Below are 25,797 nucleotides of genomic sequence, written 5' to 3' on the forward strand. Positions count from 1 at the left end.
CTCTGTTGTATTCTGAAAAGTCGGTTTTGGCAACGGATTGTTATGACCTCACCCCCTTAACCTACAGCGATTGCCAAATTCGCCCAAAAACCATCAGATTGAGCAAAATCGAACAAACTATCGTAAACAGCAGGAAAAATCGGCAAAAGAGAAGAAGTCATGACTATAACTGCAAAAGTTTATTGCTAACAGTTTTAGCCCAACAATCCCCAATTTTTCAAGGGTGCTATCACAAAAATTAACATTTATTACAAGAAAACGGGTTTCTCGTAATGTTCACTACCCGATGAAATTGCTCTGGTAAAATGTCCATAATAGACAAGAGAGAATTTACTTATGAGTGTAGCCGACGAAATTTACAAAATCGTGAAATCAATGCCTGAAGATCGAGCGAATAAAATTTTGGATTTTGCAAAGTTTTTGCAAGCTAAACCAGAGTTAGAAGATAAGCCATTAGATTTCCGCGATGCGGCGGGATTGGGGCAAGAAATGTGGCAATCAATTGATGTAGATGCTTATATTCAGCAGGAGCGATCATCATGGGAATAGTTTTACAACCGGGAAATATTGTATTTTTAGATACGGCTCCTTTTATTGACTTTTTCGAGCAACATCCCATCTTTTTTCCTTATATGGAAAAGTTATTTTATGATGTCTCCATTTATCAGGTTAAGGTTATCACTTCGATGATCACTTTTATCGAAATTGTTACCCATCCAGCAAGGATAGGTAATCAGGAGTTGGTAGAACAATACCGGACATATTTCACCCGTTCGAGCCAAATTACTCTGTTACCAATCGATTTATCTATTGCTAAGGAGGCGATCGCTCTTCCTACCCAATACACTCTCAAAACACCCGATGCGATTCAACTGGGAACAGCGATCGCATATTCAGCAACCTACATTATCACTAATGATAGGCAATGGAAACAGTTAACTCATCAAAATGTATTGCTAGTAGATGAAATGTAGCGAATCAGTTCTGGAAATGAATGATTTTACCTCTCCCCCTAACCCCATCTCCTCGTAGGAGAGGGGGAATTGCGACTCCTGCGAGGAGATGGGGAAATACACTGATAACTGTTAACTGTTAACTGAAATTCATACCTGAAAATGACAATTTTACAGGGTAATTAAAGTATTTAACCAATTGATTAAATCTTCAACCGTAGAAAAATCGAATAAAGCTTCTCCTAATACTTCGACATCATCAATACTTAACTGCATAATTTTAGTTTCCAATGAAGGATTAATCTCCCCTAACTTGCGTTTAATTTGACGAAGAATCAATGTCTTTTCCCGTTCAATACCTTGTTCGATACCTTGTTCAATACCTTGTTCAATACCTTGTTCAATACCTTGTTCAATACCCCGTTCGATACCTTGTTCAATACCTAGTTCAATACCTTGACGCATCCAACTGGTAGTAATTTGCATAACTCCCTCCTGTACGGGTTGACTAAATGTGCTAATCTCTTGTTGAAATTGTATCTCTTCGACCGGATTTAGATTGAGATAAGTATCAATAAATCCAGAAATTAATTGCATTCTCGCCGCATCTAACCTTAAAGTAATTAACAAGCGCAGACATTCGGCCTTAACTTTTGCTCGCTCTTTCTCGGCAATGTTCATCTTCGCCATCAAAGCTGAAGCAACCGGATTCGGCTGATTGAGAAAATCTCGCCAATTTAATCGATTTAACTGCACTACTTGATAGTTAAATTCTAAGACTTTTAAATCAGGAAAATCGACTACATATTGACTAATTGCTTCTCTTTTTGGCTTTGAATAAGAAAAAATTACAATCGGATAAATCGGTAAGACAAATTTCTCATGAAAGCGAGCAAAATAAGTAAACATTCGCCGGTTAAACCACTTTCGGGAACTTTCCTGCGCCTCTACATGAATCAGAAAAAAAGATTCTTTTCCTCGAAACTTAACCTGTGCGACTAAATCACTTTCATACCTTTCTCCTTCCGTGACATCGGTAAATACTTCTTTGTCTAAAAAAGTAATCGAGTCCCTATCTAAATAATCTATCAATTGAGGGAAAAACAACTCGATAAATTCGACAAAAAAGGTGGAGATTAACTCCTTAAATAAGCGATCATGGTCAATATTATTAGTCATGTAATGTCATCTTAACTAATCTGAGCGATGAATGACTACTCTTCTCTATTATAGGGTTTGCTGAAAAAGTTTCTCGTGGGGGCAGGGTGTGGGGTGTAGGGTGTAGGGTTTTACCCATTTTCAGGTGGTCAATTACCTAATTTTCAGGGAAAAAGTACCTGAATTTTACCCCCGATCACTCCGATAGCCAGTACTTTTTGATTTCCCAAAAGTCTAAAAGTCTTACCCAACAAGGTTTTTAGATTTATTCAGCAAGCTCTATTATATTCTGAGAAGTCGGTTTTGGCAACGGATTGTTATGACCTTACCCCCTTAACTTACGAGGAGAGGGGGATGCTTCCCGCAAAAAACCCCACAGAAAACGGGTTTCTTGAAGAAACCCGTTTTCTCGATCAGAAATTAATTACATTTTCGCTAGATTTAACCTTAAAGTGATTAACAAGCGCAGACATTCCGCTAACCGATCACAAAAAAAACTGGAGCGAGCGCTTTTCGCCACCCCAGTGCTGTCACGGAATTCAATTCTGTATCTAAATTAACACATTATTGGCAGCAAGCATAATTAAGGAAATTGGAAATTTTTCCGAAAGGGGTTTCCAAAGGCTGTAACCTTTACTGACAGGGGATTTCGAGCCTGATAAGGCTAAAGTTTTTGGAGTCTATCCTCGAAAATTAAACTTCGGCCCTGAGATGTTCCCCCAGATGAACGGTTTTCACCCATTTTAAACGTTTAGGACGCAAAGCCATCCGCAGGCTGACACTGGGAATAATAATAAACCAGTGCATCATATAAATCATGCCACGAATGGTTTGAGCAAGGATGTCCAAACCGAGAGCGAAAGTGAATTTTTTACCCGTATTAACTCGGATTAATCCTGTCACCATCCCCCAGAGAGAAAGGGAAAGAGCCAAACCAGTTAAAGGCGTTAAAATCGGAGCTTGATGACGAGTAATAGTGATTAAAAGATCGGGAATAGCGGCCGCAGGTAAGATATATTGAACGATCAAAAAAGCAATTAAATCAAACTTTTTCGGCCAAGGCATGGGAGACTTTAAAATTGCTTTCCAATAGTCGAGATAACGCTGAAAACCACCTTCGGCCCAACGATTGCGCTGATGCCATAAAGCGATCGCAGTTGTCACCCCTTCTTCCGCTACTGCGGGAAAATTTAAGATATTAATTTTCCAATTATCGATATGGAGACGAATAGTTAAATCAAGATCGTCGGTGATCGTTTGTTCATTCCAACCCCCGCAACGATTTAAGGCACTACGACGGACAAATTGACCATTTCCGCGCAATTCTCCGATCCCTCCCACCGCGATCCGTTGCTGTTGGAAACAGCTATCAAAGATCATTTCTACCGCTTGTCCTTTTGTCCAGAAGTTTTCGGCGGCATTGGCGATCGCTTTTCGCACCTGTACCGCACCCACTTCTCGATCGTCGAACATCGGGACGACATGACGCAGTAAATCGGCGGATAATCCCGCATCGGCATCGAATACGCCGATAATTTCCCCGTTAGTCAGGGATAAAACCTGATTCAAGGCGCCGGATTTGCCACCTCCGGCATTAGCAGGACGATGGAGAATTTGTAATTGGGGATATTCTAGAGCCAGGCGATCGAGAATCGCCCCCGTGTTATCGGTGCTATAGTCATCGACGATCCAAACTTCTAATTTATCTTGGGGGTAGTCTAGATGACAGAGATAATTAACCAGTTTCGTGATTACGGTTTCTTCATTTTTGGCCGCTACTAAGAGGGACACCCTAGGTACAGAGGCTAAATCCTTATCCAGTAAGGGAATTGGCGGCGTTTCTGGTTTCGTGAACAGCAGCCGCAAAGCTTGTCCCGATAGTACCATAGTTAAGGCGATAATTGCCCAATAACCCCAACTAAGCCAATGAAGTCCGATAATTATTGTCCAGATCGCCATGAGGCTAAAAGCCGCTTTCTGTCTGCGTCCCGATCGGCCTTGAAAAATTTCGCTCCTAAATTCGTCCTCTTCGTCTTCGGGATCGGACCAGTCAGATAGGAGGGAACCAATCGGGTCTAATTCTTCGTTATCATCCTCTCGCGACCAATAATTTTCTGCCATAATCGACTCAGGTTAAGTAACTGTTCCAGTAGACGCTTGTTTCTTGCTTTATTTTACCGAAAATTGTTAAAATTTTTAACAGAATCTTAAGTTTTTTCGGGAAAGAAACCCTAGTTTTTCAGGCTATTGGTTTTTTTTGCCCGATAAATGCGCTTTTTCGGCTAAGATTGCTCTGTTTACATTCGTTGAGAAAATTTAACATTTATCCCCTATGTCAAACCTGCTCCTCTGTGTCGGACTGATTTGTGGCTCAATTATTTGGGTGGAGATCGTGCGTGATAGCTATCATGCTCTGGCCCACCATTGGCAGCCCCTTTATCGTCTGCACGTCTGGCATCATCGGGTTTTTCGTCCCGATCTGTCGGTAATGAGCGAGGAAATTTATCGTCGGGCGCACTGGTACAATGATGTACCAGAGGCCTTGGTGATGTTGGCTGCCAGTGTTTTACCTGTACTACTGGCCTACTCTTGGGGGTTCGATCGCCCTTGGTTGGGTTGGTTAGGTTCCCTTTATACTTTGACTTTTCTCAGTACGGCGATCGGTCGAGGTTTAGGCATCGCCAATCTGGAGGAATTAACCGATTTAACCCATCGTCCGGGGCAATTTGAGAGTTTACCGGCTCAATGGCGCGTTAATCGTACCTACCACTGGCGACACCATTTTGATAACCAAAAGGCTTATTATTGTGGAACTTTCACCTTTATGGATAAATTGATGGGGACGGCACTTTCTCTTAAGGGTAAAACGATCGCCATTACCGGAGCGAATGGAACCTTAGGGCGATCGCTGTTAAAGTACCTACAACTGAAAGGAGCTAAGGTAATCGCGCTCACTTCCAGGGAGAATGCGATCGCTATTGAAATTAACGGCGAATCAGTACCTGTAAAAACCGTGAAATGGCAAATCGGTGAAGAAACGCAACTTGAGGACTTATTTAGGTCTGTAGATATACTGATTTTAAATCATGGCGTTAATGTCCACGGCCAAAGAACCCCAGAAGCGATCGAATTAGCCTACCAAGTGAATACTTTTTCCGTCTGGCGTTTAATGGAATTATTCTTCAAAACTGTCCGCACTAACGAGCAAATTGCCCGCAAGGAAGTCTGGGTGAATACCTCGGAAGCAGAGGTTAATCCTGCCTTTAGTCCCCTCTACGAACTCAGTAAACGAGCGATCGGTGATATGATTACCCTGCGTCGTTTAGATGCCCCCTGTGTGGTAAGAAAGCTAATTCTTGGCCCTTTTAAGAGTAATTTAAATCCTCTGGGTATTATGTCCGCCGATTGGGTGGCTAAACAGATTATCAAGGCGGTACAGAGGGATAGCCGCAATATTATTATTACTATTAATCCCTTGACTTTTATCACCTTCCCAATTAAGGAATTCTCTGTTTCTACTTACTTAAAACTATTTACTCGTTCCCCAAAAAATCGGGAAAATCCCTAACTATTTAGGGTTTGCAGCAAAAAGTTTGTTGGTGGGGACAGGGTGTGGGGTGTGGGGTGTGGGGTGTAGGGTTTTACCCATTTTCAGGGGGTTAATTACCTAATTTTCAGGGAAAAAGTCCAGGGATTTTCCCCCCGATCACTCCCATATCTGGTACTTTTTGATTGACAAAAGGTCTAAAAGTGTTACCCAACAAGGTTTTCAGATTTATTCAGCAAACCCTAACTATTTATCCTTAATCGGGGATCAGGACTATTTTTCCGCGCACTCTTTCCGATTCACTATAATTATGAGCTTCTACCACCTGGGAAAAAGTATAGGTGCGATCGATTCTAACAGTTAATTTTCCCGATTCGATCGCTTCTTTGAGAAATTGCCAGTCAGACGCTTGTGCTTGAGCAAAAAATATCAGTTTCCCTTTTTGGGGCAACCAAGCACCGAGATAATTTAGGAAGATAATTCCGGGATTTGGGAGGGTGGTTATATAGGTCCCTTGGGGTTTTAAAAGCTGACGACAGTGCCAAAAAGAAGACTTAGCCACAGCATCGAAGATTATATCATATTTCTGCTCGGTTTTTCTCCAATCTTCTTGGGTATAATCGATAACTTTATCGGCTCCTAAAGAGGTGACATAATCGATATTTTTACTACTACAAACTCCATCTACTTGCGCGGAGAAAATTTTTCCTATCTGCACGGCAAAGCTACCCACTCCTCCCGATGCACCATTAACTAAAATCCGATTTCCTGCTTGAATACCGCCAAAATCCCGCAAGACTTGCAAAGCGGTAGAAGCGGCTAAAGGAGTGGCGGCAGCTTCAATAAAACTCTGATTATGCGGTTTTTTAACTAATAGGGAAGCGGGAATAATTGCATATTCAGCATAGGTTCTACCGGGTAATTGATTGAGAAAACCAAAAACCTCATCTCCGATCTGGAATTGTTCCACCTGACTGCCTTTTTCAACGATAATTCCCCCATAATCAAAACCTAATTGCAGGGGAAATTTATTACCTGTGGCTATTTTGAGCATCCCCCGACGAATCTTCCAATCAATCGGATTAATTCCCGCTGCCATAATCTTAATTAAGACTTCTTTCCCTTGGGGAATTGGCTTTTCTATTTCGGTGTATTGGAGAACATTACTATCGCCATAGCGATTAATGATAATAGCTTTCATAATTAAGAAAAAAGTTGATAAAATAGTAGAGGAGCAAAAGTAATGACCAAGAGAACCAAAATCCAAACTCGTCCCGCTAAAAGATTATAATCTTGCCCTAATCTTGACCAAGAGTGACCGGCGATAAAATGGCCGAACAGAAACTCAAAACCCACTGTTAATACTAACCAAATTAAACCGATAGTAATTGCTTGACCGGAGGATTCTAGACCCAAAAAATAGACAAGAGTGCCAATATAAAGACTAAAAAAGAGGATTCCTGTCAGGGTAGAAATTTGATGAGCGCGTAGTTCATCGAGATATTTTCCGTAGGTGGTTTCTCGGAGGATACCGTTACTAATTCCTATTACGATCATCGGGAGCCATGCGACAATGTAGCGACTAATCATAAGTTGTTGGTTTAGAACTCGCTCTAATTGGATTATAGCTATATTTGGCTGATAACTTGAGATATTTTCGTAAAAATTAATATTGTTACTTGCCTAAATTTTCAGCCAGATAATCAACTAGCTTTTTCACTGTTGTAAATTCTTGGCATTTTTCGTCTGAAAGTTCTAGATCAAATTCTTCTTCTAAAGTCATGATTAATTCAATTGTATCAAGTTCATCTCCTCCCCAATTTGATAATAAGTCAGACCAACTATTCCGGACAAAAGAACTACAAGAACTATAAGAACTATAAGAACTATAACTACCGACGTTTTCCTTAGATTTTAAATAAAATAGTTCATCATCAATATGTATCTCAGACTTTTCCACATCTAATTGATCACTAATTATCTCTTGAACTTTGATAAAAATTGCCAGTTTTCGTTCATTGTCTTGTGACGTTATTTTCTCGGTATCATCATTGTTTTTATCGTTAATAACAGCATTAGCTTTTTGTGATGCTATTTTAATAGCTTTCTCTTCATTGATTATCCTTGATTCTAATAGACTGGATTGACTGAAAAATAACTGATATCTCATAACTTCAATTCTAGAATTAATTAAGTTTCCTATTATATGAAGTTCTACTTTATGACCACTTTCCTTGTAAATTCTTGTGGCTAAATCCCAAACAATCTGATCGCGGTTTGCTTCTAGCTGGTTTAATTTTTCTTCACTCAGAGATACCATATCATCCAAATACTGATTGATCATCATTGCCAGAATTTACATCTCATAATTTTTGCTGTCTTCATTCATTCGACTAGATCCTCTGCTGCAAAAAATCTCAACCATATTGTATCTTAAGATAAATACTTTTCTAAAAAATCTAGGGGTGCATCTCACATTTGCAGAAATACCGACAATCAGCAATTATCAGTGACTCTTAGATGATTACAAATGTATCAGCATCTGTCTTTAAGCATCCCACCGAAAAGCTAATGCGCTCCGGGGTTTGGGTAGGGTTGATTCATGAATCAACCCTACCTTGAATCAACCCTACCTTGAATCAACCCTAGGGTATCGTCTCGGAGTCTCCCCAAATTGTTAATTTTTTTGCTAATTCAGCTACATTATCCGAAAAATGTCACACTAGAGGTAGAGGAGCGTCAACTATCAGTCATCAGCTTTCAGCAATTTTTGGCTATTTCCCCAGGGTATTGCTGGCAGCCGGTGGGAAAAAAGATTAACTTCAACCCTGACTTTATCTGCTATCGAGGAGGTTAATTCGATGAATAATACGGAAACACTCTCAGTCGATCGGGATACCAACAAACTCTATAATAAAATTCTCGTGGCTGTGGATTATCAAGATGTCACTCCAGAGGTATTGAATACGGCTATTCTCTTAGCGAAAACCTACGCTAGTGAGTTGCGGATTATTTATAGTCTGTCTAAACCTTTGACTCCCTACACGGAAACTTTTATTTATGGTAATCTGATCGGTTATGGTGGCGGTTATCCCCCCGATATGATCGCCTTAGAACAACAAATCACCGAAGAAATGCAAGCGGAATTACAAGCTTGGTTAAACGGTTTAGTCGATCGAGCTAAGGAGGATAATATCATAGCCCGGGCTGATTATTATATCGGTGATCCGGGACAGAAAATTTGTCAAGTTGCCCAGCAAGAGGGGATAGATTTAATTATTGTTGGTCGTCACGGTCGATCGGGTTTATCTGAGTTAATCTTAGGTAGTGTCAGTAATTATGTGGTACATCATGCTCCCTGTTCGGTTTTGGTGGTACACATCACTCATTAATTAGAAAGGGTTGAAATCCATTTTTTGCTGTCCATTGAATCGCTCCATCTCTCCCGGTCCAGTAAGTCTTAATCCTAGCCTTTCTCAGTTGATTTCTGGCATTACGGGAGAGATTGGTGGTGACAGCGATTGCTGTTTGTGGTCGAATTGACTCTAACCATTGTTTATCTAGATTGCTTCCCTGCCATAATAACACTAGGGGGCTGAATTCTTGGGATAAATTAACGGGAATTTTCGGGTTGATAATCCAGAGCCAGGATTGATTTTTTACCTGAAATTTAAATAAATTTTTCTCGATCAATTGTCCAGTAATTTCGCCGAGATTAAATTTTTCTAACTGGGATAAAGTAATAGTTTTTTTGATCGGTATGCTCTGACTGATAGTTGAGAATTGCGCCGAATTATTGACGGTTATTGCTCTTTGTATTTGATTAATTCCCTCCTGTCGCAAAAAGGGCAAAACTGTATAACGTGCTGTTGCGGGTTCCTCCCCATTAATTAAGAGAGTATTTCCTCGATTTTGAATAATGATTACCGGTTGCGATTTGGTGGCTAAAACTGTCACCTGAGTTAAAGTTAAATGCTGATAAATAATCGGTATTAAAATTAAAGTGAGGATAAATAAACCGATTAAATGCCACCGTTGACGAAACCAGATATTAAAGCAGATTAAGGTAAGGCAAATATAAATAATTAACATCACTCCTAAAGATAATTTACCTGTGGAGTAGGTACTAAAAGGAAGCAGACTAAAAAAGGTGGTAATTTGCAGTAATAACTCTAGAGGGTAATAGAGAATACTAGCACTGATACTGCCCAAAGGGGGATAAATTAAGCCTAAAAAGGCAGTAAAAACTCCTCCTAAACTAATTAGGGTAACTAGGGGAGTTGTGATAATATTAATGGGGATATTATAAAGAGCGATCGAGTTAAACGTAAACATTAATAAAGGCATAGTCCAGAGAGTAGCAGCCAGACTAATAGCTATAGGTTCAGCGATTAAATTAGGGAAATAGTCAATTTTATTTTTCAGCAAAGGAACGGTAATAATTAATCCCAAAGTTGCTAAAAAACTTAACTGAAATCCTAAATCCCAAATCCAGAGAGGTTGCCATAATAATAGAATTGTAGCCGCTAGTAACAGGGATCCTAAACTATTAACTTGTCGATTATAAAGCAGACCGATTAATGCCCCAATTCCCATCAAAATCGCTCGCAGGACTGAAGGTTGTAACCCGGTTAAAGTGCCGTAAATTATTAAGATAGTAAGGGCAATAATAAACTGTTTTTTGGGGGATAAATTGCGAGTAATAGTTAAAACAAATCCTAACAAAATAGCCACATGAAAGCCAGAAGCTGCTAAAATGTGAGCTAATCCAGTTTTAATAAATAAATCAGTTATTTTTGCTGGCAAATTAACCGCTTGTCGTCCGAGGGTAATCGAACTTAATAAAGTCCCTTTTTCTTGGCCTATTCCCTGAATTTGTGCCTCAACAATGCGCTGACGAATCTGCCAAATTCCCCAAGTAGGTGATTTTTTATCGATAATTATTTCCCCTTTTAAACCTGCAAAAGCACCCTGACGCGCTAGATAATTAGCAAAGTCAAAAGCATTGGGATTATTCGCAGGACGGGGACGATAAAGTAATCCTTTAATTGTTATTTCTTGTCCGGGATAAACCTGATTTTCTGCTATATTTGGTAGAGTAACGTAGAGTTTACCCGTGGATTTTTCTGTCGGTAAATTCTTGAGGCTAAATTCTTTTACTTCTAACCAAAATTGTAAATTTTCTCGGCGATTGAGACGAATTTCTGATATAATACTGCCCGTGATTTCAATAGAGTTAACCACATTATTTTTTAAAAGATGACTGATATCATTCCCAGCGGGGTAAGGAGTACGAATTTCTAGATAAACAACGGCAAATATAGCTATTAATCCCCCCATCAGCCAAATTTTTCTAGGGGGACTTTGCCACCAAAAACGACGGATAAAAATCGTGGTTAGTAGGGTAATTAGACTAAGAATAACAATTCTAATTACCACTTCTTGCCATCGGTTTAACTGGGGACTAAAATCTACCAGACCTGTAGATAACAATCCCAAAATATAGGCTAAACCGAGAATAACGCTATTAGGGCGATTCATAGAAATTTTTGTTAAATAATTTCAGAATTAGCGGGCATTATTTTTACCTAAGTATCAGCGAAAATCGAGATTAAAAAGTAACTTAGCATAAACACTATGGGGATCATTAAATGTAGGTAACTTCAATAATTCCTGCTGAAAATTTTGCCATTCCTGCGTCAAAGGGTGATTATTTTTAGTGAGAGGAGGAAGATAGGTTTGCAATAAATTAGAGAGAAGTTCTTCTTGCCAACTTTGCGATCGAGGATATTCTTTAAGACTCCAATCATCTCCTAATTTAGCTGTTTTGGCCGCGTATTGTACTGCCGCTTCTAGGCCACCGATTTGATCAACTAAACCAATTTTAACCGCATCTTTTCCCGTCCAGACGCGACCTTGGGCCACAGTTCTAACCTTGTCTGGGGATAATTTTCGCCCCTTGGCCACCGTCTCGATAAATAAATCATAGAACCGATTAACTGCCGCTTGATAAATTTCTAATTCTTGGGGATTTTTCGGTCTGGTAATAGTAGATATATCGGCTAATTGTCCAGTTTTCACAGTATCCCAATCGATGCCATTATTATTAGCAATCTTCTGGATATTTAACAATAATCCAAACACACCGATCGAACCAGTAATTGTATCATTATCGGCAAAAATTCTTTGACCCCCCATCGCAATCCAATAACCCCCAGAAGCAGCCACATCACCCAGAGAAATAATTACCGGTTTTTTCGCATCTAAACGCTTAATTTCCCGCAGAATCACCTCGGAAGCGGTGGCACTTCCCCCCGGACTATTAATTCTCAAAACTACCGCTTTTACCTCCTCCTTCCCTTGTAATTTTCGCAATTCCTTCGCCAATTTATCCCCACCGATTTCGCCTCTATCTCCCTGACCTTCTACGATTGTCCCTTCTGCATAAACTATCGCTATTTGATCGCTACTATCTCCCCCCTCATCATCGAGAGAACTAGCATAATTAGCTAAAGAAATTTGCGAAAAGGAGCCAGAGGTTTCCTCCTGATTAGTTTTATTTTTTGCTTCTCCTGTCAAATCCTTTGCTAAAGCAATTACTCGATCTAAATAGGCCACTTCATCGACAAAACCCGCCTTTTTCGCCGTGGTTGCTTCCAGAATACCTTGAGTATCAGAAATAGTTTGCACCTGTTGGGGGGTTAAATTGCGACTTTTGGCCACTGTGGCACTATAATTAGACCAAATTGTATCGAGTAGGGTTTGCAGCTGCTGACGATTCTGGACACTTAAATCCTGACGCGTATAGGGTTCCACCGCACCTTTAAAAGAACCCACTTTTACCACTTGTACCCCCACACCATACTTTTCTAGTGCATCGGCAAAAAAGGTTTGTTGACTACTTAAACCATTAATTTCCATTCTCCCCACGGGATTAATAATCACCTTTTCAGCAACGGAAGCGAGATAATATTCCTTTTCCGTCCATTCCACATCGTAGGCGATAATTTTTTTACCCGATTGGCGAAATTTTGCCAAAGCTTGCCGCACTTCCGTCAGGGTAGCATAGCCATATTCACCGACAGTGCCGCGACCGTAGAGTAACAGACCGACAATACTATCATCAAGGGCGGCCTTTTCGATCGCCGCTATCACCTGTCGTAAATTTAAAGTGGTCCGACTCTCACTGGTCAAACTATCGGCTAAACTTGAACTAGGGGGAGCATCGCTGATATTGGTGGCTAAGTTAAAGACTAAGACTGATTTTTCCTTAACTGAGGAGCTATCGCTAGAAATCAGGAAAGAAAGCAGTAGAAATGCTAATCCCCCCACACCTAGGGACGAAAATACCAATAATCCCAATAAAGTTCCCAAGCAACTAGCGAAAGTTTGTTTAAAAAACTGACCCATCGGTTTTCATCTACTACTAATTATCCTGTTTCCTATTGTAGGGATTCCCCGCCCAGAAACAAGTTTTTTATCTGACTGCCTGACACATCTTGCTGAATCACCGACAGGTTAAGACACGGATGCGAGAGAACCAAATTCGGTCAAAGAAATCTTGTTTAGCTGGCTTGGAAGCAAAAATTGGTTCGAGGGATGAAACCCTTATAGAGAAAGACATTCGGCTATTTTTGTCAATTGTTTTCGCTCTAGAACAAAAGTGGTCTAGATTTTTTACTTCTATCTTTGACATTTTTCTTGACTTGAATATTTTTTGAGAACTTTTTTAGTTTCTCACTTTTTCTACTCCAAGAGCATAAGTATAAATACTTAAGCTATTTTCATTTTATATGCTACCAGTCATAAGCTGTTGACTATCTAAATTGCTCGTTAAGACTGCAAGGGAGAAGGAGCAGGGAGAGGAAGTTTGAGCATTTGTACTAAAATTTTCAATCCGCAGTTTAAATTCAGTACAGCTTACTACAATTGGAAGTGCGGAATGTGGGTTAGAGGTCTATTATTGTCGTGCCTCTATCGGCTGAAAATACCGAAAAAAAACTCTTAAGTTATACTAAAATAATTAATACAGACACACATCTTCCCAGATGGTGAAAAGGAATTATTTACCCTTGAAAACCACAGTTAAAGTCAGCACACAAACCCAATTACCCCTACATCTAGTTATCACCCATCCCCAGTATCGTTTTATCGATTTATTCGCGGGAATCGGTGGTTTTAGAATCGCTTTGGAGAAATTGGGAGGACGTTGTTTAGGCTATTCAGAAATCGATAAACAGGCCATCCAAGTTTATCAACAAAATTTTATTAGCTATCTCAACAGCAATGAAATTGCTTTCGGAGATGTGAGTAAAATTAGCAATTTACCCGATAATCTCGATTTTATTGTCGGCGGCGTTCCCTGTCAACCTTGGTCGGTGGCGGGATGTTTACGGGGATTTGAGGATCCCCGGGGAAAACTCTGGTTTGATGTGATTAAATTAGTCCAGAAAAGTCAACCGAAAAGCTTTATTTTCGAGAATGTCAGTGGTTTAGCTAGTCCTCGCAATCGGGAGAATTTAGAGTTAATTATCGATGAATTAACCGGCTGTGGTTATCAAGTTTACTGGCAGTTATTAAATGCCTACGATTTTGGTTTACCCCAGAATCGCGAGAGAGTTTTTATCGTAGGAATTAGAAAAGATATAGACAACTATGAGCGGTTTAAATTTCCTTTACCTTTGGGTATCCATCCGAAGGTTTTGGATATTTTAGAAGACATCAAGAATATTCAACCGGTTAAGAAAGTCAAGTTATCTGCGGATACTTTATTTAATGGTTTTGTTCCTCCATCAAGAACTCGTTTTCAAAAAGAAGATGAATTAAATGACTTTTTTATTTTTTCTGATTTAAGAAATGGCCACACAACTATTCATTCTTGGGATATTATCAAAACTACGGAACGACAAAAAAGTATCTGTTTAGCTTTGCTGAAATTAAGACGCAGTAAAAAGTATGGCGAAAAAGATGGTCATCCCGTGGCTTTTTCTACTTTTTTGGAAATTATACCCGACCTAAAAATCGAGGAACTAAATCAGTTAGTTTCTCTGGGGATTTGTTGGCAAACGCAGGAGGGTAAGTATGAATTTATTAACTCGAAAAATATGACGGGAATTAACGGCATTTATCGGATCATTTTACCGACGGCCGATATTATTCCTACCCTAACCGCTACGGGTGCTAAAGATTATATTGCTACTATTTCAATTACCGCTACTCATCCCCAAGAATACAAACAATTGTTTTTAAAGAAAATCTATAAACCCAAAAAGTTTCGAGAAATTACTCCCCAAGATGCGCGTAAATTACAAGGATTCCCCGATAATTTTATCTATCATCCACAGTCAGCTATCGCTAAAAAACAATTCGGAAATTCTGTTCCTATAACTGTAGTGCAAGCAGTAGCAAGAAATTTACTAGAAATAATTCGTCCCGATTATTAGACTGCGGGATACTGACTCATATTAAAATATTTAAAGGCTTAAAAATCCAAGTTTTCGTTGTGGGGACTCCCTCGTCAGAAGTCAGTCATCAATACCAAATTAAGTTATACTTCATCTTTATGAGAAAGTCTGTCAATTATCCTAATTGCTAAGGAGGTTAAAAATTGAGACATTTCCTAGTAAAAATCTAACTACTTTAAATTGAAAAAATGATCATGTTTAAACGATACGAAGCTGATGAGCAAGTTATATTTCATGGTGATTCTTTGCCGATTTTATCCAGTGAGATTGCCTCTAATTCTGTAGATCTAATTTTTCTCGATCCTCCCTATAATATAGGTAAGCACTTTGCCGATTTTTACGACAAATGGGAATCGGAAAATGATTATATAAATTGGGCAAATCAAATTCTTGATCAGTGTCTTCGCATCTTGAAACCCCAGGGAACATTATATGTTATGGCCAGCACTCAAGCAATGCCTTACTTTGATCTTTACTTAAGACAAAAAATGACGATTCTTAGTCGCATTATCTGGCATTATGATAGTTCAGGAGTACAAGCAACAAAATACTTTGGTTCGATGTATGAACCAATACTTCACTGTGTGAAAGATAAAAATAATTACACTTTTAATTCAAAGGATATTAAGATAGAAGCAAAAACCGGAGCAAAACGAAAACTAATTGATTATAGAAAAGCGATTCCGAGTCAATACAATACAGAGAAAGTACCGGGCAATGTCTGGTATTTCCCTAGGGTAAGATATCGCATGGATGAATACGAAAATCATCCCTCACAAAAACCTGAATCATTGCTAGAAAGAATTATTTTGGCCAGCACTGACAAGAGTGGAATTGTGCTTGATCCCTTTGCAGGAACTTTTACAGCTGCAGCTGTAGCTAAACGTTTGGGAAGAATTTCTATTAGTATAGAATCGCAAGAGGAGTATTTAAAAATTGGTCTTCGACGGATTCTCGGATGGCAAGAATACAAGGAAGAAAAGTTACTACCACCTCAAAAAAGCTATAGTAGAAAAAGCGAAAATAAACAAGAATCTAACTTTGTACAGGAGAGTCTTTTCGATGTCGATAGTCAAGCATGAATTCACCAAGATAATTATTAAAATTATCGATAATTACTTTCCCAATCAGGGAAATAGCATTTTAAATGCTAGTGAGTTATTGCAATATTTGAACATTAAAACTAGAGCCGCTAATCGAGGTTCTAAATCCCGAGCAGGATTGGCTAACCATTATGCCATTTATGTTTTAGTGGAAGACTATATTAATAATGAGTTTCATCTTAAGGATGGATACGACGAGTATCAAGGCGCTCAGTATATGACACTTTTTCGCAGGCAAAGGGAGCTTCCTTTTGGCGATAAATTACAAAATCATGCTCTCAATCATCGATTAAATCAGGAATTTAACAAGTATTTTCCCACTTTATCTTATCTGCCGATAATTAGAGATGTTAAAACCAATAGATACTGGATTAATGAGAATTTAATTAAGTTTTCTCTAGAGGGTAATCAAGTTAATATTGCCCTGGTAATTATAGATATAATTGATGCCTATGTGCAAACAAGACAAAAAGCATTTAATCAATTTATCAGCTATTGTCAACAGATGATTGATATTCAACAGCAAGATCCCCAGAGAGCCATTGAATTTATTCGGAGTTTACTCAGACCAAACATTGATGCTAGAGTTTTTGAGATTGTCAGTTATGCAATTCTTAAAGAGTATTATGGGGAACGGAAAATATATTGGGGATGGTCGCCTGATCAGTTAAACTCTGAATACTTACTTTTATATAAAACTGGTCGAACAAATGCCAATGACGGGGGGATAGATTTTGTCATGAAACCCCTAGGTCGATTTTTTCAAGTTACGGAAACGATAGCTGCTGATAAATATTTTTTAGATATTGATAAAGTGCAAAAATATCCCATTACTTTTGTGGTTAAAACCGAGCAGACTTGCGAGGAAATTTTAGAAAAAGTTGCGGAGCAAGCTAAGATAAGATACAAGATCAGGGCAATTGTCGAAAGATATCTAGAATCGGTAGAGGAAGTGATCAATATTCCCGAATTAATCAACCGTTTTGAGCGGGTTTTAGCTCAAGGTAAAGGAGGAGCGGTAATTGCAGAAATGGTTTGACAGAGCCGGATTGAGTTTAACCTAGAATCAGAGCCATAAAGATATCTAACTCCCCAGCTAAACTAGAATAGAAAGATAGGAAAGCGATCGAAATTAGAATGACGACCGAAATTGAAAAAGAACTAGAAACCAGCGAAGCTGTCTTGGAAAAACGGCGAAATTTTGCCATTATCTCCCACCCTGACGCGGGAAAGACCACCCTGACCGAAAAACTGTTACTATACGGGGGTGCAATCCATCAAGCGGGTGCAGTCAAAGCAAGACGCGACCAACGCAAAGCCACCTCCGACTGGATGGAAATGGAAAAACAACGGGGAATTTCGATTACTTCCACGGTTTTACAGTTCGATTATCGTGATTTTCAGATTAATCTCCTCGATACTCCCGGCCACCAAGATTTTAGCGAAGATACCTATCGTACCCTGGCCGCTGCCGATAATGCGGTGATGTTAATCGACGCGGCCAAAGGTTTGGAACCCCAAACGAGAAAACTCTTTGAAGTGTGCAAACTGCGGCAGTTACCCATCTTTACCTTTGTTAACAAAATGGATCGCCCCGGCCGCGAACCTCTGGATTTATTGGACGAAATCGAGCGAGAATTAGGATTACAGACCTATCCCGTCAATTGGCCGATCGGAATTGGCGATCGCTTTCGGGGAGTTTTTGATCGAGCCACCCAGACCATACACCTGTTTGAACGTCGCTCCCACGGCTCTCAGGAGGCGCAGGAAACCGTGATCGAGCTTGGCGACCCCAAAATTGAGGATTATCTCGAAAAAGACCTGTATTACCAGTTAAAAGAGGATATAGAACTACTCTCGGAATTGGGTGCAGAATTGGATTTGCCAGCAGTTCACGCAGGAGAAATGACCCCGATCTTTTTTGGTAGCGCCATGACCAATTTTGGGGTGAAATTATTCCTAGAATCCTTCCTCGACTATGGATTGGCACCCAGAGGACGCAATTCCTCCCTCGGTGTCCTTGATCCCACCTATCCCGATTTCACCGGTTTTGTCTTCAAACTGCAAGCAAACATGGATCCCAAACATCGGGACCGGGTAGCCTTTGTGCGGGTATGTACGGGGAAATTCGAGAAGGATATGGTAGTAAACCACGCTAGAACCGGTAAAACTATCCGTTTATCCCGTCCTCAGAAACTTTTTGCTCAAGATCGCGCAGTTATTGAAGAAGCTTATCCCGGAGATGTGATCGGATTGAATAACCCCGGGGTCTTTGCGATCGGTGATACCATTTATATGGGTAAAAAGCTCGAATACGAAGGTATTCCCTGTTTTTCTCCGGAATTATTCGCCTATCTCAGAAATCCTAACCCTTCCAAGTTCAAACAGTTTCAAAAAGGAGTCTCGGAATTACAGGAAGAAGGGGCCGTACAGATATTATCCTCGATCGATGAATTTAAACGCGACCCGATTTTAGCCGCCGTCGGTCAATTACAGTTTGAAGTGGTGCAATTCCGTCTTTTAAGCGAGTACGGAGTCGAAACTACCCTCGAACCCCTAGCCTATAGTTTAGCCCGTTGGGTCGCCGGGGGTTGGGCCGCTTTAGAAAAAGCAGGTAAACTCTTTAATACTCTAACTGTCAAAGATTACTGGGGTCGTCCCGTCTTATTATTCAAAAATGAGTGGAATTTACAGCAAGTCAAAGAAGATCATCCCTCTTTGCAATTAAACTCGATCGCACCGGTAGGATCGGGAGTGCAACCCCAATCCTAACCCTTAATCCCCCAAGACAATTGCCGAACTGGTCAGGACAAGATAGCGACCCCCCAGACAACTAGACTAAAGTAGAAGTGGTCAGAAAGTCTCGATCTTTCCTAACACTCGGATGTCTCAAAGCACTATCGTTGACGAGTCCCTCACCATTAGAAAAAGTCCTGCTGTCAATTCCCGAATTAATCCCTGTTTAATTCGCTTTTGTTATTTTCTGGGAAATTATCTGGTTTTACCGGCTTTTTTCGGCAAAATAACGGTGACAGGCCAAGAAAATATTCCCCTAACGGGGGGGGTCATCCTTGCACCTACCCATCGGTCCCGTTGGGATGCGCTGATTTTACCCTACGCGGTGGGACGCTTAGTTAGTAGACGCGATTTGCGCTTTATGGTTTCCGCTAACGAGATGAAAGGGGTGCAAGGTTGGTTTATCCGACGTTTGGGGGGTTTTCCCGTCAACACCGATCACCCCGGTATGGGTAGTCTGGTCCATAGCGTCGAACTTTTGGCCGCGGGGGAAATGGTGGCGATTTTTCCGGAAGGGGGTATCTGTCGCGATCGAGTGGTTCATCCTCTTAAACCGGGGGTAGCGCGGATCGCGTTGGAAGTTAAGACCATGAAACCCGATGCAGATATCAAGATTTTGCCGGTAAGCATTAGTTATAATCAGCCTTACCCCGGATGGGGAAGCGAAGCGACAGTAAACATCGGTCAAGGGATTAATGTGCTTGATTATCAACAAAATTCGCTAAAACGGGAAACTGTCCGCTTAACCAAAACCTTGAGCGATCGCTTAAAACTTCTCCACGAGGATCAATCCCCTTAATCAGCTGTTGACTATCTACCGCACAAGTGGGATTTCAAGGACGGATTAAAATGATTGTTTTAACTATTTTTAAGCAAAAAAGTGGCTTTTTTAGTTTAAATAAATAATATCTTGTTTTTTTCTGCTTCTAGCTCCTGAATACTGCCTCGAAGACCCATCAGATCGGTGAAAATGTCCGATTGTTGCAGGGGGTCTAATGATAGAATGGGCATCAGCGAAAGTAGTTTGTGAGCGAAGTGATCCGATGCAGTTCCAAATCCAGCCAGACAGTGAAATACCCGCCTCTAAGCAATTATTTGACCAAATTCGCTTCGCTATCGCCTCTCGTCAGTATCCCCCGGGCCATCGTTTACCTAGTACCCGTCAACTAGCTATGATCACGGGATTACACCGTAATACGATAAGTAAAATTTATCAACAACTGGAAGACGATGGGTTAGTGGAATCCATAGCAGGTTCGGGGATTTATGTGAAGGCTCGCGGGCATGAAAACGATAATTTATTGGGTTCGCCCCTATTGGAACAAAATCCAGAAATAGGCCGACTAATTCGCCAGAGTTTGGCTGGTTTTCTCGCTCAAGGTTTAACTTTAGAGCAAATTCGCGAGTTATTACTGGCGGAAATCGATTGGCGATCGCAGTGTGGTTCTCAAGTTCTTGTCACCATTCCCCGTCACGATTTGGGTGCAGGAAAACTAATGTTGAGAGAATTAGAGCAATCCCTCAAAATTCCCGTCCAATTAGTGGCAATGGAGGATTTAGCCCAAGTTTTAGCCAATACTAAATCTGCCACTGTTGTCACCAGTCGCTATTTTATCAGTGTGGCGGAGGAAATTGCCGCTCCTTTTCACCTGCGAGTCATTCCCATCGATATCTACGATTACAGCAAGGAATTGGCATTAATCAAAAAATTACCCACCGATAGCCGCTTGGGGATTGTCAGTATTAGCACCGGTATTATTAAGGTGGCCGAAATTTTAATTCATAGTTTACGGGGCGATGATTTATTAGTTATGTCTGCCCAAATTCATGAAACGGATAAGTTAAAAGTTTTAGCTCGAACTTCCCAGACAATTATCAGTGATCAAGCGAGTTATACTTTAATTAAAAATCTGATTAATGAAGTGCGATCGGATTTAATTCGTCTGCCAGAAATTATCTGTAGTGATAATTATATTGGGGATAAATCAATTCAATTGCTAAGACGAGAATTAGGATTAGGTGGTTAGAGGATAAGCTAGGACACATTTTAACCGCTAAATCTCTCCCAATCCCTTTACTGTTACCTCTTGCCTTATCTCAACAAGCAATTTAAGTAGGGAGGCACAATTATTTGTAGGATGGGTTAGCGGTAGCGTAACCCATGCTGGCGTTGGGTTTCATGCTTCAACCCAACCTACGTTCATCTTATATTTAATTCCACTCACCCACTTAAATGCGCGGGCGGCTGAACTTTAAAATTTATTTTAGTCTATGGTTACTATTGACAATAACTTAGAGCAAATCGAGAATAAAAGCGAAAAAAACTTTTAGGAAGTATTAAATTTTTAGTACAATGGCGAAAGAATAGGGACAAGCTCAATTTTTCACTCTCGAACGAGGCTAAATGAAAAGTGCTGACTGTTTAACGGTATCCCCCGGGGAACCGCTTACCGATTGGCAAAAACTGGGATTAGATTTGGTGGCTCGTTGGCAGGGACGAGATGTTATCCTAGCGATCGATCTTACCGGTAGTGTTAACTTTAATGATGAAGGACGCACGCGCCTTGGTCAAATTATTCGCGATAGTTTAAAAAATAACGATTCGGTTTATTTAGTACCCTTTGCTGATAATGTCCAACCGATTGAAGAACCGATTTTAATTCGCGGAAGGGAAGATATAGACGCGGTTTTAAAAGCGATTCCCTGGCAATCTAGCCAAAGTGCTAAAAATACCGATATTCAGCGCGCAGAATGGCACGTTTATCCCCGACTGGCACGCTTAAATCAGTGTCGTTTAACTGCCAATCAAGCTATCAAACCCCAGTCGGTAGTTTGGATTACCGATGCACCCCTTTCTACCGCTGCGGGGATTACTTCCCAACAGTGGATAGAAACCCCAAAAAATAGCCCTTTTCGTCTTGCTAATTCTCCCGAAAGTTTGGAGAGACAAAACTGGCTTAATTCCCTACCAATTAATCTAAGAACCCAAGAAATTACCGCCACTAACGGCAATAAATATAAACTATCAGTGGTCGATATTGCTCCCACAGCACAAGAGTTTTGCACTCCCGCACCGGGAGGACAGGAAACCTGTTTGATTAATTCTTATCTCTTGAGTCAGTTATGGTTGCCAGCATTGGCAATTACATTAATGGGAATTGGGGGAATAGTAGCGAGTATTTTGGGAATTCGTCATTGGTTGCTGTTAAATACTGCTTGGACTATTAAAGTCTCATCTAATGATGATGAGAATGAAATACAAAGATATACCCTAAAAACATCCCAAAGAATTAACATCGGTGGGGAAGGAGTTAATACCATTGATTGTCCGGGAGAAGAAACCCGTTGTTATTTAGAAAGACGCGGCAATCAGTTATATCTGAAACCCAGTAAACAAGCAGAGATTTTTTATCGAGGTAATCAACTAACTCAGGAGGTGAAGATAGATAAAAATTACCTGACTTTAACCTATCACCATAACCATCAAGATTTCGACCTACAAATTCAGATTAGGAAAAAATAACTTCAGGAGATTTAAACCATGGCTAACACCAGTCAAACCCGCGCTATCAAACGGACAATTATCATCGGATTAGGTGGTACTGGTCGAGATGTGTTGATGAGAATTCGTCGCTTTATTATTGATAAATACGGGAAGTTATCTAACCTACCCGTTGTCAGTTTTGTTCATATTGACACAGATAAAAATGCTTTCAATGGTTCGGGTTTACCCACAGGAAATAGCTATCACGGAGAAGAAATTATTCTATCAGCTGCCGAAAGAGTATTCATTAATATGAATGCTCAGGATGTTAACAATCTCACCTATGAACTTGAACACCAAACCCTTTTTGAAAGTCCCTTTTCCCATATTGAAAGCTGGTTAGACCCAAGGCTAAAAAAACAAATAACTTCCATTGAAAATGGTGCGGGGGGTATTCGTCCCGTCGGTCGTTTAGCTTTCTTCCATAACTATCAAAAAATTCAAGAGGCAATTGAAGCAGCGGAAAGACGAACTTCTGGTCATGAATCCTTTATGTTTAGCGGTAAAGTTAATGGTCAAAGTTTTAATGTCCAAGAGGGTTTAAATGTCTTTGTTGTCGGTTCTTTGTGTGGGGGAACTGGTAGCGGTATTTTCCTCGATGTGGCCTACACTTTGCGTCATATTTTACAACAAACCGCCGAATATACATCCTTTGGTTATTTGGTAATTAGTCCTAAACTTTATGGTGATGGTGCAATTATGAGAGCTAATACCTATGCAGCTTTGAAAGAGTTAGATCATTATACCAATGAAAGTAATTCCTTTCAAGTCTGTTATGATAAACAAAATTTCGTCAACATCGATGAAAAACGTTCTCCTTTTGATTTTGCCTACTTAGTTTCTAATCGCACTGCGGGAGATTACCGGATTAATAACAAAGGTAAATTATGTAATGTCATTGCTTACAAGATTTTCTTGGATTTTGCCGATGAGTTATCTCCTCGCATCAAAGGCAATCGGGATAACTATAAAAACTCGATGATTAGTCCAGATAATCATCCTTTTCAGATGTGTCAAGGTTATATGTCCTTTGGACTAGCGAGGATTTATTTTACTCGCGACCGAATTGTGCAGATTGGTCTCAATCGTTTTACGCTCAAGTTAATTAAATTTTGGTTAGAGGGATACGGTCAAAGTCCCAGTGGACAAGAGTTATTAAGTAAGTTCCTAGCTAATTGGAGTACCCAAAGTAATAAGGATTATTTTACTGCCAGATTGGAAGAAGCAACCCTAGAGAATAATAAAACTTTTTCTAAGACTTTAACCTCTTGGAAAAATTCCCTAGAGGAAGAAATATCTAATAGTCAAGATTTGGAGAATTTACCCCAAACCGTCAAGCAATCCCTAGAAAAAGAGTTTCGCAAAGTACAGGGGGGAGAAACAGATAGCAGTCGCGGAATCTGGTTAACTCTGACCCAACAAACTCAACCTAAATTAATCGAAAAATTTAAGTCAGATATTGACCAATTTTTGGAGATTCTTCTTAATCCTGATAGCTTAGAATTTTCTTTGGAAAATAGCCTATCTTTTTTGGTCGCTTTACAAGTACAGATTAATACCTACAAGGGTAATCTAGAGGAATTATCTCAGGATAATAAAGGGTTTCATTCCTCGGAAAAAATTGATAACATTTGGCGAAATGTTAAACAAACTCTCGAAGATATAAACGGGAAAAAGTCTGTCTTCAAGATGTTCAGTAAAAATGCCAATAGCGAGAAAATCAAAGCTGAGTTAAGAGACTACGTTCAAAGCGGACAAAAATTAATTCAGCATAACTTTAATTTCAGCATCAATGGGGAATCCAGAAAGATTGTTGAAGCGATTCTCAAGCATATTTCTAGTCGAATGCTGCAGATACAACAACTGAAAGAAACCCTATATCAGCTAATCACAGAATACGATAAATACGAACAGGAGTTAATGCAGTTAAATCTCGACGAGATGACTGGGGAAGCTATTTTCCCAGAGGAGAATATTGATAACTGTATCCCTGACAGTAACTCCCGAACTCAATACATTTCCGTTAGCCAAAAAGTCACCAATAATTTAGGCTATAATACTTCCCTATTCAGTTTATTTAGCCAATCTTTTGTTATTGATAATGAAACTCTCAAAGAGAACCTAACAGCAACAATCGAGAAACAGTTTCAATCAGTAAGCACTAATAAAATTGATGCAGTAATTAAGCGATTTATGGGTCAATATAAACCCCATGATTTTCCTGAACGTTTGGCGCAAATTTTGCGAGAAGCTGATTTAATGTTACCGATAAATGTTAATGATGCTTACTATCGCTTGCATCCAGATAAAAAATTACTAATTGGGACTAAGGACGATAATTCACCCACCATGCAAAGATTTATGAAGACTATTGAATCTGATTTAAATATTAATCGGGGGACTTCTTTTGAATCAATTCAAACGGACGAAGAAATCCTAATTACCTACGAGTTTGGTGGGTTTCCCCTAAGAATCATTACTGATTTATCTGGGTTACAAAAAATCTATCAAGACCAAAAGAGAATCAGCATTTTACATAATGATTACAGGATAGATTTTGCTGATATTATCCCACCACCTGCCAAATTAATTGAGGAATTAGAGTTTATTTTCTATCCCGCAATTGCTCTCGGTTTACTAGAATACGATGAGGAAGATGATACTTATCAATTAGTCATCGAAGGCGATTTATTTAACAATAAGTCCATCATTGACATTAGCGGTAATTGGCGACTTGCTTTAGAACAATTTGCTTCTCGTAAGGACATGATTAATGCTTTGCAGGTACTGCTTAATCAGGCAAAAAATGAGATTTTGGCTAATCCTCCTCTATTATTTACTAACGAGGGTGATTATTTCCAGAAGGTCAGCTATTTTGTCAACAATGTCAAAAATTTACCCGACCATCACCCCAATTATCGCTACAAAGATAAGGTAGTTGGACAAGATGGAAATCATATACAGGAGGCAAAAGAAGGAATTATCACCCGTTTTGTTAATCAACTGAAAATGGAACTAGAAAAACGTGCTGCTGAACAGAAAAAACTCGAAAAACAACAGCAAAAGCAACAAACTTTACTGGGAACAAATAATAACAGTAGTCAACCCAGTTTACCCGCAGAGATTAGCACTGCTGATGAATTGTAAAATTAATCAATCTTAATAATGTTTCCCCAGCTATCTGAGGAAACATTCACCCCCAACTCTCTCTATCAACCACAATTCGAGGTAT

The 25,797-nt window shown here is 39.8% G+C and carries 19 protein-coding genes; 12 read left to right on the top strand and 7 right to left on the bottom strand.

Annotated elements, in window-relative coordinates; translation table 11 throughout:
* The first annotated feature begins 336 nt into the window (after positions 1-336).
* Positions 337-549: a DUF2281 domain-containing protein gene (locus MAE_RS25555; RefSeq protein ID WP_002738971.1), complete on the top strand. Its 213-nt coding sequence runs from the start codon at positions 337-339 to the stop codon at positions 547-549.
* Positions 540-974, top strand: coding sequence for a type II toxin-antitoxin system VapC family toxin (locus tag MAE_RS25560; protein ID WP_012268054.1), 435 nt, complete (start codon positions 540-542; stop codon positions 972-974). Before MAE_RS25555 ends, MAE_RS25560 begins: the two co-directional genes overlap by 10 nt.
* A 150-nt stretch (positions 975-1,124) precedes the next feature.
* On the opposite strand, the gene MAE_RS25565 is transcribed toward MAE_RS25560, so the two are convergent.
* Both MAE_RS25565 and MAE_RS25575 read right to left on the bottom strand, forming a co-directional pair.
* A complete protein-coding gene (locus MAE_RS25565) occupies positions 1,125-2,132 on the bottom strand; it encodes a DUF4351 domain-containing protein (protein WP_012268055.1) in 1,008 nt (335 codons plus the stop codon).
* A gap of 672 nt (positions 2,133-2,804) precedes the next feature.
* On the bottom strand, positions 2,805-4,232 hold the full coding sequence (locus MAE_RS25575) for a glycosyltransferase (RefSeq protein ID WP_002796508.1): 1,428 nt from the start codon (positions 4,230-4,232) through the stop codon (positions 2,805-2,807).
* 211 nt (positions 4,233-4,443) lie between these two features.
* Here MAE_RS25575 and MAE_RS25580 point away from each other — a divergent pair, with 211 nt between their 5' ends.
* Positions 4,444-5,679: a bifunctional sterol desaturase/short chain dehydrogenase gene (locus MAE_RS25580; RefSeq protein WP_002756581.1), complete on the top strand. Its 1,236-nt coding sequence runs from the start codon at positions 4,444-4,446 to the stop codon at positions 5,677-5,679.
* Between the two features lie 235 nt (positions 5,680-5,914).
* On the opposite strand, the gene MAE_RS25585 is transcribed toward MAE_RS25580, so the two are convergent.
* The 3 genes from MAE_RS25585 to MAE_RS27835 form a co-directional block, all read right to left on the bottom strand.
* Entirely contained in the window at positions 5,915-6,859 is a 945-nt protein-coding gene (locus MAE_RS25585; protein ID WP_012268057.1) for an NAD(P)-dependent alcohol dehydrogenase, read from the bottom strand.
* A gap of 2 nt (positions 6,860-6,861) precedes the next feature.
* A complete protein-coding gene (locus MAE_RS25590) occupies positions 6,862-7,248 on the bottom strand; it encodes a hypothetical protein (RefSeq protein WP_002796511.1) in 387 nt (128 codons plus the stop codon).
* An 85-nt stretch (positions 7,249-7,333) separates the two neighbouring features.
* Positions 7,334-8,002 (bottom strand): acyl carrier protein, encoded by a 669-nt coding sequence (locus MAE_RS27835; RefSeq protein ID WP_012268059.1) that lies wholly within the window; start codon positions 8,000-8,002, stop codon positions 7,334-7,336.
* A gap of 517 nt (positions 8,003-8,519) precedes the next feature.
* On the opposite strand from MAE_RS27835, the gene MAE_RS25600 reads away from it, so the two are divergent.
* Positions 8,520-9,050 (top strand): universal stress protein, encoded by a 531-nt coding sequence (locus MAE_RS25600; protein ID WP_002796513.1) that lies wholly within the window; start codon positions 8,520-8,522, stop codon positions 9,048-9,050.
* Here MAE_RS25600 and MAE_RS25605 read toward each other — a convergent pair.
* Together MAE_RS25605 and sppA are read right to left on the bottom strand one after the other, a co-directional pair.
* Positions 9,040-11,199 (bottom strand): ComEC/Rec2 family competence protein, encoded by a 2,160-nt coding sequence (locus MAE_RS25605; RefSeq protein WP_002796514.1) that lies wholly within the window; start codon positions 11,197-11,199, stop codon positions 9,040-9,042. The genes MAE_RS25600 and MAE_RS25605 overlap by 11 nt on opposite strands.
* Before the next feature lie 54 nt (positions 11,200-11,253).
* A complete protein-coding gene (gene sppA / locus MAE_RS25610) occupies positions 11,254-13,068 on the bottom strand; it encodes a signal peptide peptidase SppA (protein WP_012268061.1) in 1,815 nt (604 codons plus the stop codon).
* A gap of 638 nt (positions 13,069-13,706) precedes the next feature.
* Between sppA and MAE_RS25620 the strand changes: the two genes are divergently transcribed.
* From MAE_RS25620 to MAE_RS25655, 8 genes are all read left to right on the top strand, one after another.
* Positions 13,707-15,101: a DNA cytosine methyltransferase gene (locus MAE_RS25620; protein WP_012268063.1), complete on the top strand. Its 1,395-nt coding sequence runs from the start codon at positions 13,707-13,709 to the stop codon at positions 15,099-15,101.
* A 215-nt stretch (positions 15,102-15,316) separates the two neighbouring features.
* Positions 15,317-16,204: an adenine-specific DNA-methyltransferase gene (yhdJ, locus tag MAE_RS25625; protein ID WP_012268064.1), complete on the top strand. Its 888-nt coding sequence runs from the start codon at positions 15,317-15,319 to the stop codon at positions 16,202-16,204.
* Entirely contained in the window at positions 16,185-17,264 is a 1,080-nt protein-coding gene (locus MAE_RS25630) for a hypothetical protein (protein ID WP_012268065.1), read from the top strand. Before yhdJ ends, MAE_RS25630 begins: the two co-directional genes overlap by 20 nt.
* A 98-nt stretch (positions 17,265-17,362) precedes the next feature.
* On the top strand, positions 17,363-18,997 hold the full coding sequence (gene prfC / locus MAE_RS25635) for a peptide chain release factor 3 (RefSeq protein ID WP_012268066.1): 1,635 nt from the start codon (positions 17,363-17,365) through the stop codon (positions 18,995-18,997).
* A gap of 112 nt (positions 18,998-19,109) precedes the next feature.
* A complete protein-coding gene (locus MAE_RS25640; protein WP_012268067.1) occupies positions 19,110-19,820 on the top strand; it encodes a lysophospholipid acyltransferase family protein in 711 nt (236 codons plus the stop codon).
* 196 nt (positions 19,821-20,016) lie between these two features.
* The gene (locus tag MAE_RS25645) at positions 20,017-21,048 is read left to right on the top strand and encodes a GntR family transcriptional regulator (RefSeq protein ID WP_050766326.1); all 1,032 of its coding nucleotides are present in this window, start codon (positions 20,017-20,019) and stop codon (positions 21,046-21,048) included.
* Between the two features lie 377 nt (positions 21,049-21,425).
* Positions 21,426-22,544 (top strand): vWA domain-containing protein, encoded by a 1,119-nt coding sequence (locus tag MAE_RS25650; RefSeq protein ID WP_012268069.1) that lies wholly within the window; start codon positions 21,426-21,428, stop codon positions 22,542-22,544.
* Between the two features lie 18 nt (positions 22,545-22,562).
* Complete coding sequence (locus MAE_RS25655; RefSeq protein WP_012268070.1) at positions 22,563-25,712, top strand: tubulin-like doman-containing protein; 3,150 nt, start codon at positions 22,563-22,565, stop codon at positions 25,710-25,712.
* Positions 25,713-25,797: the final 85 nt, after the last annotated feature.

The sequence above is a fragment of the Microcystis aeruginosa NIES-843 genome, assembly GCF_000010625.1.
GTDB lineage: Bacteria > Cyanobacteriota > Cyanobacteriia > Cyanobacteriales > Microcystaceae > Microcystis > Microcystis aeruginosa.